General features: G+C 65.9%; 10 protein-coding genes. 8 read left to right on the forward strand and 2 right to left on the reverse strand.

The genetic code is table 11. The features are described from left to right. Positions 1 to 64: 64 nt before the first annotated feature. From QZ281_RS07110 to QZ281_RS07130, 6 genes are all read left to right on the forward strand, one after another. Complete coding sequence (locus tag QZ281_RS07110) at positions 65 to 1,159, forward strand: TolC family protein (RefSeq protein ID WP_292226487.1); 1,095 nt, start codon at positions 65 to 67, stop codon at positions 1,157 to 1,159. Beyond that, positions 1,062 to 1,556 (forward strand): TolC family protein, encoded by a 495-nt coding sequence (locus QZ281_RS07115; protein WP_292226509.1) that lies wholly within the window; start codon positions 1,062 to 1,064, stop codon positions 1,554 to 1,556. The genes QZ281_RS07110 and QZ281_RS07115 overlap by 98 nt, the downstream gene beginning before the upstream one ends. A 125-nt stretch (positions 1,557 to 1,681) precedes the next feature. Then, on the forward strand, positions 1,682 to 2,179 hold the full coding sequence (locus QZ281_RS07120; RefSeq protein WP_363297553.1) for a DUF2497 domain-containing protein: 498 nt from the start codon (positions 1,682 to 1,684) through the stop codon (positions 2,177 to 2,179). Next, on the forward strand, positions 2,161 to 2,262 hold the full coding sequence (locus QZ281_RS18215; RefSeq protein WP_363297555.1) for a DUF2497 domain-containing protein: 102 nt from the start codon (positions 2,161 to 2,163) through the stop codon (positions 2,260 to 2,262). The genes QZ281_RS07120 and QZ281_RS18215 overlap by 19 nt, the downstream gene beginning before the upstream one ends. 117 nt (positions 2,263 to 2,379) lie before the next feature. Beyond that, positions 2,380 to 5,121, forward strand: a complete 2,742-nt coding sequence (locus QZ281_RS07125) for a valine--tRNA ligase (RefSeq protein ID WP_292226490.1) — start codon at positions 2,380 to 2,382, stop codon at positions 5,119 to 5,121. Continuing rightward, positions 5,118 to 5,855 (forward strand): TlyA family RNA methyltransferase, encoded by a 738-nt coding sequence (locus QZ281_RS07130; protein ID WP_292226493.1) that lies wholly within the window; start codon positions 5,118 to 5,120, stop codon positions 5,853 to 5,855. Before QZ281_RS07125 ends, QZ281_RS07130 begins: the two co-directional genes overlap by 4 nt. Before the next feature lie 138 nt (positions 5,856 to 5,993). On the opposite strand, the gene QZ281_RS07135 is transcribed toward QZ281_RS07130, so the two are convergent. Continuing rightward, positions 5,994 to 6,674, reverse strand: coding sequence for a glycine zipper 2TM domain-containing protein (locus tag QZ281_RS07135; protein ID WP_292226496.1), 681 nt, complete (start codon positions 6,672 to 6,674; stop codon positions 5,994 to 5,996). 188 nt (positions 6,675 to 6,862) lie between these two features. Here QZ281_RS07135 and QZ281_RS07140 point away from each other — a divergent pair, with 188 nt between their 5' ends. Together QZ281_RS07140 and QZ281_RS07145 are read left to right on the forward strand one after the other, a co-directional pair. Continuing rightward, entirely contained in the window at positions 6,863 to 8,104 is a 1,242-nt protein-coding gene (locus tag QZ281_RS07140; protein ID WP_292226498.1) for a class I SAM-dependent RNA methyltransferase, read from the forward strand. Between the two features lie 9 nt (positions 8,105 to 8,113). Then, entirely contained in the window at positions 8,114 to 8,512 is a 399-nt protein-coding gene (locus QZ281_RS07145) for a hypothetical protein (protein WP_292226501.1), read from the forward strand. Here QZ281_RS07145 and QZ281_RS07150 read toward each other — a convergent pair. Then, positions 8,509 to 9,573 (reverse strand): PA0069 family radical SAM protein, encoded by a 1,065-nt coding sequence (locus tag QZ281_RS07150; RefSeq protein ID WP_292226512.1) that lies wholly within the window; start codon positions 9,571 to 9,573, stop codon positions 8,509 to 8,511. The genes QZ281_RS07145 and QZ281_RS07150 overlap by 4 nt on opposite strands. Between the last annotated feature and the right edge of the window lie 174 nt (positions 9,574 to 9,747).

Here is a 9,747-nt window from a genome sequence, read left to right on the forward strand (position 1 = left end):
GAGGCCGCAGTTACGCTGGCGTAACATCGGGCGCTCCTGGGGGAGCGTCAGGCAAGGACGGACAATGTTGAAACGCTCGCGTGTGCTGGCCTCGGCCGCTGTGGTGGCTCTTGTGAGCGGATTGAGTGCGCCTGCCTGGGCCGAAACCCTGCAGGAGGCCATCGCTCTGGCCTATCGCACCAACCCGAACCTGCTGGCCCAGCGCGCCAATCAGCGCGCCCTGGACGAGACGGTGGTTCAGGCCCGTTCGGGCCTGCGCCCCACGCTCAGCGCCTCGGCGGGTGCCAACTACACCCGCACCTGGGCCCCTGACACGACCATCAACGGCGTGACTGTCTCGGGCGACACGGACACGAACGGCGGCAATGTCGGCGTCAGCGTCTCGCAGAACCTGTGGACCGCAGGCCGCACCAGCCGCGCCATCGACCAGGCCCTCGCCAATGTGCTGGCGGGGCGTGAGAACCTGCGCGACATCGAACAGACCGTGCTGCTGTCGGTGATCCAGGCCTATGTGAACGTGTCGCGCGACATGGAGATCCTGCGCATCCGTCAGGAGAACCTGACCGTGCTGCAGCGTCAGCTTCAGGAAACCAGCGCCCGTTTCGAAGTGGGTGAGATCACCCGCACCGACGTCGCCCAGGCCGAAGCCTCGCTGGCGCAATCGGAAGCTGACCTAGCCAACGCACAGGCGCAGCTGTCGTCGTCGCGCGCAGCCTATGCCGCCGTGATCGGTCAGTCGCCGACCGATCTGGAAGCAGCGCCGGCCCTGCCTGCCGTGCCTACGGACTTTGACGCCGCCATGGAGACGGCCCTGGGCCGCAACCCCGGTGTTCTGGCCGCCATCTACACCCAGCAGGGCGCCGAGGCGGCTGTCGCCGCCGCCCGGTCCGAGTATCTGCCGTCGGTGCGCGCCACGGCGTCCTATGGCGGTTCGACCAATGATCTCGGCGATCTGGGCGAACTGACCGATCGTCGCAGCTTCCAGGCGGGCGCCACCCTGTCGGTGCGGTCTGAACCAGTCGCGCGTCGCCCAGGCGCTGGAGCGCGCCAACGCCGCCCAGATCGGCGTCGAAGGTCATCGCCGTACGGTTCTGCAGGACGTCAGCACGGCCTATGCTCAGGTGTTGTCGACCCGCTCGGGCGTCGCGGCGGGCAATGAAGCGGTTCGCGCCGCATCGGTCGCCGCTGAAGGCGTGCGTCAGGAAGCCCAGGTTGGCCTGCGCACCACGCTGGACGTGCTGCAGCAGGAAGTGACCCTGCGTTCGGCCCAGACGGCTCTGGCCAACGCCAAAGCCGCCGAATACGTCGCGCGCGCCTCTCTGCTGAAGGCGATGGGACAACTGGAAGGGCCGAACCTGAACCCGAATCTGGACGTCTATGACGCCAAGGCGAACTATGACCACGTCCGTAATCGCGGCGCCCTGCCGTGGGACGGTGTGATCGAGGCGCTGGACCGCGTGGCCTCGCCCCCGATCGTCGCCGCCAGCGACGCGCCGGACGCCCCGATCGACACCCAGTTGAAGGGTGAGGTTGTGCGGACCGCGCCGCGCAACTGAAGGTTTGGGGCTGAACTCCCCTAAAACGCCCGTTGATTCTGACGGGCGTTGATGCGACGACAACAGATCGGCGTCGGGTTTTCGCCCGGCGCCGTTTTTCTTCCGGCCTTCCACAAGGTTTAGACATGACCGATCAGTCCGCTCAGGAACCCACGATGGAAGAGATCCTGGCGTCGATCCGCCGGATCATTTCTGAAGATGAGGCCCCGGCTGAGACCCCGCCTGCGGCTGTCGCGCCTGAACCTGCGCCCGAGCCGGTCGCGCCTGTCGAACCCGTGCACGAGATCGCCGCCGAAGCCGTTGAAGACGATGTGCTGGAGCTGACGGATCGCTATGAGGCGCCCGCCACGGAAAGCATCGGTGATCTGGACGTGGTCGATGTCACGCCGGAACCTGAGCCGGAGCCTGAACCCTATTACGCCGAACCTGAACCGGCGCCCGTCTATGCGCGCGAGCCTGCGCCTGCGCCGGAACCCGCGCCGACCTATGACGCTCTGGTCGGTGAAAGCGCCGCCGCCAGCGCCGCGTCGGCCTTCGCTGGCCTGCCGCAACCAGCGACCTGCCCTTCGTCAGCGGCAATACGGTTGAGGCCATGGTCGGCGAAATGTTGCGCCCCCTGCTGAAGCAATGGCTGGACGCCAACCTGCCGGGCATCGTTCAGGACGCTGTACAAAAGGAAGTCGAACGCATCGCGCGCAGCGCCTAGCCCTTCGCTTCACCGCAGACTATTTGGAGGGCGGCTCCCGCAGGGGCCGCCCTTTGTCATTTGAGACTCCGTGTGGCCGCGCCCGGCGCGCCTCGCGACAACGATCAAAGAAGCCCCATGCTTGAGAAGACCTTCGAACCCCAGGCCGCCGAGCCCCGCCTCTATGCCCAGTGGGAGGAAAGCGGCCTGTTTGCGCCGCGCGCCGCTGCCCAGACGGACGGAGCGGCTGACGCCTATTCGATCGTCATTCCGCCCCCGAACGTGACGGGCAGCCTGCACATCGGCCATGCGCTGAACAACACGCTGCAGGACATTCTGGCCCGCTATCACCGGATGAAGGGCAAGGCCGTGCTGTGGCTGCCCGGTACGGATCACGCAGGCATCGCGACCCAGATGGTGGTGGAGCGCCAACTGGCGGCGGGCGGCAATATCGGCCGTCGCGACATGGGCCGCGACGCCTTCATCGAGAAGGTGTGGGAGTGGAAGGCCGAATCGGGCGGGACCATCGTTCGCCAACTGCGCCGTCTGGGCGCCTCCTGCGACTGGACACGTGAGCGTTTCACGCTGGACGAGGGGCTGAACGCCGCTGTCCGCAAGGTCTTCGTGCAACTGCACAAGGATGGCCTGATCTATCGCGACAAGCGACTGGTGAACTGGGACCCCCATTTCCAGACGGCGATCTCCGATCTGGAGGTCGAGCAGCGCGACGTGGAAGGGGCCTATTGGCACTTCGCCTATCCGCTGGCTGATGGCGTCAGCTACCAGCACCCCATCGCCTTTGATGAAGACGGCAAGGCGACAGAGTTCGAAACTCGCGACTTCATCGTTGTGGCCACGACCCGGCCTGAAACCATGCTGGGCGACACCGGTGTGGCGGTTCACCCGGAAGATGAGCGTTATGCGGGTCTGGTCGGCAAGGACGTGATCCTGCCGATCACCGGCCGCCGCATCCCCATCGTCGCCGACGACTATGCCGATCCGACCAAGGGTTCGGGCGCGGTGAAGATCACGCCTGCGCATGACTTCAACGACTTCGGCGTCGGCAAGCGGGCAGGGCTGGCGGCCCTGAATATTCTGGACGCCTTCGCGCGCATCGTTGCTGACGACGTGCCGGAGATTCCGGCTGAGCTGGTTGGTCTGGATCGCTTCGCGGCGCGCAAAGCGATTGTCGCCCGCGCCGAGGAAGACGGCTGGCTGCGCGAGATCGAAAAAACCAAGCACGTCGTCCCGCACGGCGACCGCTCCGGCGTGGTGATCGAGCCGTGGCTGACGGACCAGTGGTACGTCGACGCCCACACCCTGGCCCAGCCCGCGCTCGCGGCTGTGGAGCAGGGAGACACGGTGTTCGAGCCGAAGTCGTACGAGAAGATCTACTTCGAATGGCTGCGCAACATCGAGCCGTGGTGCATTTCGCGCCAGCTGTGGTGGGGTCACCGCATCCCGGCCTGGTACGGCCCGAACGGTGAAATCTACGTCGCCGAAACGGAAGCCGACGCCCGTGAACAGGCGATGGCTGACTATGATTCCGAAGTCGCGCTGACGCAGGACGAAGACGTTCTGGACACCTGGTTCAGTTCGGCCCTGTGGCCGTTCTCGACCATGGGATGGCCCGAGAAGACCGAGGATCTGGAGCGGTTCTATCCGACCAGTGATCTGGTCACGGCGGCGGACATCATCTTCTTCTGGGTCGCCCGGATGATGATGATGGGCCAGCACTTCATGGGCGAAGTGCCGTTCAAGCGCGTGATCATCAATGGGCTGGTCCGCGACGAGAAGGGCCAGAAGATGTCGAAGTCCAAGGGCAACGTCATCGACCCGCTGGGCATCATCGACGAACTGGGCGCCGACCCGCTGCGCTTCACCATGGCCATCCTGTCGGGCACGCGCGACATCAAGCTGTCGAAACAGCGGATCGAGGGATACCGCAACTTCGGCACCAAGCTGTGGAACGCCGCCCGCTTCAGTCAGATGAACGAGGCGCGCCGCGTCGAGGGCTTTGACCCTGCGACCGTAGAGCAGACGATCAACCGCTGGATTCGCGGCGAACTGACCAAGGCCGAGCGCGCCGTGGCGGAAGCCATCGAGGGCGGGCGCTTCGACGACGCGGCGGGCGCGCTGTACCGCTTCGTCTGGAACGTCTTCTGCGACTGGTATCTGGAGCTGGCCAAGCCGGTCTTTAACGGCGCCGATGAAGCCGCCAAGGCCGAGACGCGCGCCATGACCGCTTGGACGCTGGATCAGACGTTGAAGCTGCTGCACCCGGTCATGCCCTTCATCACCGAGGAACTGTGGGCCGAGCTGGGCAAGGAAGGTCCGGCCCGCGACGGTCTGCTGATCGGGGCCGAATGGCCGGTTCTGCCCGACGCCTTTGTCGATGCTTCGGCAGAGGCCGAGATTGGCTGGCTGGTCGATCTGGTCGGTGAAATCCGCGGCCTGCGCGCCGAGATGAATGTTCCGCCCTCGGCCAAGCCGCCGCTGGCCTTCGTTGCGCCGGACGCCGTCACCGCCGAGCGGATCACGCGTCACCGCGATTTGATCCTGACGCTGGGCCGTGTGTCCGAAGTGGATTCGGTTGAGGCTGCGGCGACTGGCGCAGTGACCTTCGTGTCCGGCGGTTCGACGGTTGCTCTGTCGCTGGCGGGCATCATCGACCTGACCGCCGAGCGGGCCCGTCTGGAGAAGGAAATCGCCACCTTCGACAGCGACATCGGCCATGTGAACAAGAAGCTGGGCAACCCCAACTTCGTGTCTCGCGCAGCCCCGGAAGTGGTGGACGAGCAACGCGCCAAACTGGCCGAGGCCGAGGCGGGCAAGGTCAAGCTGCAGGCGGCGCTGGCGCGCCTCAGCGAGATCGGGTGAAGTCCCGCATCGATCAGCTTCTGGTCTCACGCGGACTGTTCGACAGTCGCGCACGGGCCAGGGCGGCCATCGAGGCCGGTCTGGTTGTCGCCGACGGCGTGACGGTGCAGAAGCCGTCCGAGCAGATCGCCGAGGATGCGGTGCTGGAGGCCCAGCCTGCGCACCGCTGGGTCGGGCGCGGCGCGCTGAAACTGGATCACGCCCTGAGCCTGTGGCTCATCGTTGTCGAGGGGCGGGTGGTGCTGGACGTCGGCGCATCGACGGGCGGCTTCACCGAGGTCTGTCTGGATCGCGGCGCGGCGAAAGTCTTCGCCGTCGATGTCGGCTTCGGCCAGATGCACGACAAGGTCGCCAGCGACGCACGCGTGGTCAATCTGGAGCGGACAGACGCGCGCGATCTGACGGACGATGTAATCCCGCAGGCGCCGTCCCTGATCGTCTGCGACGCCAGTTTCATCAGCCTGTCGAAAGTGTTGCCTGCGGCTCTGGCCCTTGCGACGGATGACGCTGACCTGGTGACGCTGGTGAAGCCTCAGTTCGAAGCGGACGGCCCCAGCGGCGTCGGCAAGAAGGGCGTGGTCAAGGACCGCGAGGCCCATGCAGCGGCGGTTCAGCGGGTATCCGACTGGCTGGGAGGCATCGGATGGACTGTGCAGGCGACGACCGAAAGCCCGATCACGGGCGGTGACGGCAATGTCGAGTTCCTGCTGTGGGCCAAGCAAGGCCTCAAGTAGCGCGAAGCGCGGTAGGCCCAAGAGCATGGTCTCAAGTAGCGCGACTGCGCGATAGGCGACCCAAAAATGGAGAAACCGCCGGAGGACTGATCCTCCGGCGGTTCCCGTCACGTCGTCGATCGACAGGGGGGCTGATTATTAATCGACGACGCGATAGCGGCCGTACTGGTCGGGGCAGGTCCGCACATAGCGGGTGTCGCGACGACCATCCGGCAGACGGATTTCGCTCTCAGCGAGACGGCATCCATCTGAATTCTGGTAGGATTGAACGGGCTGAGAACGTTCGTTGTAGTAGCCGCGATCATCGCGGGCGTAGTCGTTACGGTCGTACTGATCGTATCCGTAGCTGTAGCCCTGATTGGAGCCGTAGCTGTAGCCATACTGAGGCTGGGTGTAGACCGGCTGACGATCGTAGTAGCCGCCGCCCTGATACCCCTGCTGATAACCGCCCTGGTTATAGTAGCCATCCTGACGATAGTCGCAGTTATTGGAGCTGCTGCGGCCGACCTGCGAACCGATCAGGGCGCCGACGACGCCGCCAAGGACGCTGCCCTCGGTGCGGCGACCGCGTGCGGCCAGTTGCGAGCCGATGACGGCGCCCGCGCCGCCGCCGATGACGGCGCCTGCGCCGGTGCGGCCCTGACGCTGGGTCTGGCACGGATCGTACTGATAGCCGCGGTTGTCATAGTTGTACGGGCGGCCATAGGCGCCGGTGCCGTAGTTCTGCGTGTAGCCGTAGCTCTGGGCTTCGGCGGCCATTGGTGCGGCCAGGCCTGCAAAGGCGAGGGCGGCGGCCAGTGAGACAATCTTCGTGCGCATTTGGTTTGAACCCCTTCGAGGATCGGACGCTTTCCGTAACCGGAGAACGGCTGAACCCCGTGTCTGTTGCAGTGAGATGTAGATGACCGAAGCTGAACGCTATTTGAGCGGACTGTTCATCTTCGTTCATCTTTCGGGTGAAATTGGCTGGGTTGGCGCGGTGGGATGGGAAGGCTAGAAGCCCGCCGATGGAAATCTTGAGCATCGACCGCGTCGGCGGGCAGGGCGACGGCGTCGCCAATACGCCGAACGGACCGGTTTTCGTCCCCCTGACCCTGCCGGGTGAGACGGTGCGGGCCGTGGTGGCGGACGGCCGTGCCGAGCAGGTCGAGATCGTGACCGCCAGCGCTGACCGGATTGCGCCGGTTTCGCCCCAGTATGGCGATTGCGGCGGGTGCTCGCTGCAGCACTGGGCGGCTGAGCCGTATCTGGACTGGAAGCGCGAGCAGGTGCGGCTGGCTCTGGCGCGTGAGGGGATCGAGACCGAGATCGAGGCCACGGTGGCGACGCCTGCGGGAACGCGACGGCGTGTGGCGCTGCACGCACGGCGGATGCCGGACGGGCGCGTGGCCTTGGGGTTCAAGGCGCGGCGGTCGTGGCGTCTGGTCGAGGTGACGGCCTGTCCCATCGCTGATCCGCGCATCGTGGCGGCCATTCCGATGCTGGCCGAGGTGGCGGCGCCGCTGCTGGAGCATCCGAAATCCGCCCCGACCCTGCATGTGACCTGGACCCTGTCGGGGTTGGATGTCGATGTGACGGGGGTCGAGCGGCGCACAGGCGGCCTGTCCGGTGACGCGCAGATGCGGGCGATTGCGGCGGCGCAGCGGGCCGATCTGGCGCGGCTGAGCCTGGCGGGCGATGTGATGATGATGGCGCGCCAGCCCAAGGTGGCGTTCGGCCCAGCGACCGTGCCCCTGCCTGCGGGCGGGTTCCTGCAAGCGGTCCCAGAGGCCGAGGCGGCGATGGTGTCGCGCGCCCTGGCGGCGGTGAAGGGCGCGAAAAAGATCGCGGACCTGTTCTGCGGCGCGGGCACATTCACCTTCCCGCTGGCGACAGTCGCCCCGGTGATCGCGGCGGATGCGTCCAAGCCGGGCATTGATGCGCTGAAGATCGGCGTCGGGTCGGCCAAGGGCATGAAGGCGATCACGGCGGAGGCGCGGGACCTGTTTCGCCGCCCGCTGACGCCGTTTGACCTGAAGGGCTGCGACGCCATCGTGTTCGATCCGCCGCGCGCCGGGGCTATCGAACAGACGGCCCAGATCGCCGACACCAAGGCCAGCGTGGTGGTGGGCGTGTCGTGCAATCCGCAGACGTTTGCGCGGGATGCACGGGTGCTGATCGACAAGGGGTTCCGGCTGGAGACGGTGACGCCGGTGGACCAGTTCCTGTGGTCGGCGCACGTCGAACTGGTCGGCATTTTCAGACGATAGGCGATAAGCATGAGCGATCAGGATTTTGAAGACGATGGCGGCGGGTTCGACGCCGACGACTGGAACCGGCTGAAACCCTTCACCGGCGCGGTGGCGACGCTGGATGACGTGCAGGCGCGTCGGGCGGTGTTTGCTCTGGGCGAGACGGACGATCCGCGCGTGATCGACATGGACCTGCCCCAGCCAGTGATCTGGTGGGATGAGGACGGCGAACAGGCGGCCATTGTCGTTCAGGCCGAAACCCATCTGGGCAAGGACGGCGAGGAGATGGAGGTTCTGGGCCTGATCCTGCCGGACGGCGAGGGGGCTGTGGCCCTGATGGAAGACGTTGATCTGGTCGATGACACCGATCCGACGTGGCGTGATCTGGTGACCCGCGCCATCGATCCGTCGGCGGCGGACGATTAGCCGAACAGCTCCAGCTGAGGTCTGGCCTCGGGCGGGACGCGGAACTGGGTTTCGTCCAGCAGGGCGCGGGGCGTGTCGAGGCCATAGCGTTTGATGGCGGCCTTGAACCGGGCGGCGATCAGGTCGGCGACGGGGCCTGAGCCCTTCATCCGCTGCGAGAAGTCGGGGTCATAGTCGCGGCCTCCGCGTGTCTGGCGCACCAGCGACATGACGCGGGCCGCACGGTCGGGGCGGGCGTCGTCCAGCCATTCGCGGAACAGGTCCTTGATCTCCAGCGGCAGGCGCAGGGTGACATACATGGCCGAGGTCGCCCCGGCCTTGGCGGCGGCCTCCAGCACCGATTCCAGTTCGTGATCGTTCAGGCCGGGAATGACGGGGGCGAAGCCGACCCCGACCGGACAGCCTGCATCGGCCAGCTTTCGGATCGCCTCAAGCCGTTTGGCGGGTGTGGAGGCGCGCGGCTCCATCGCACGGGCCAGACTGCGGTCCAAGGTGGTGATGGAGACCATGGCCGAGGCCAGCCCCTGCTTGCCCATCGGCCCTAGAATGTCGGCGTCACGCCCGATCAGCACCGACTTGGTGATGATGGTGAAGGGGTGGTTGTAGCGCCGCATGACCTCCAGCATCGAGCGGGTGGATTTCAGTGTCCGCTCGACCGGCTGATAGGGGTCTGTGTTGCCGCCTATGTGGATCCGCTTGCATCGATATTTGGGTGCGAGGAACGCCTGTTCCAGCAGACCTGCGGCCTCGGGCTTGAAGAAGATCCGGCTCTCGAAATCCAGACCCGGGGATAGGCCCATCCAGGCATGGGACGGACGGGCGTAACAGTAGATGCAGCCATGTTCGCAACCTTTGTACGGGTTGATGGAGCGGTCGAAGCCAACGTCCGGGCTGTCATTCCGGGCGATGATGGTGCGCGCGTGTTCGGGCGTGAGGATGGTGCGCAACGGCGCGGGCGTGGCGTCATCGCCGGTCCAGCCGTCGTCGAAGGCCTCGGACTGATTTGTCTCGTAGCGGCCGGTCGCATTCGAACGCGCGCCTCTTCCCTTTGCGGCTTCCATGACCTGACGATGGAACGAGTCTTGGAACAAAGCAAGAACATTTTGGGCGTGCGAAGGCGCCCGCCGCCGTGGGGCGTGGGGGTGGGCAGATGGAATGCCCGATAAGGAGGGCTTGGCGGGGCGCCGGGCCTTCGCCCGGAGTTGTTTGTAGAATTACCGTTTCGACGAAGGTTT

The organism is Brevundimonas sp. (genome assembly GCF_018608325.1).
Taxonomy (GTDB): Bacteria; Pseudomonadota; Alphaproteobacteria; order Caulobacterales; family Caulobacteraceae; genus Brevundimonas.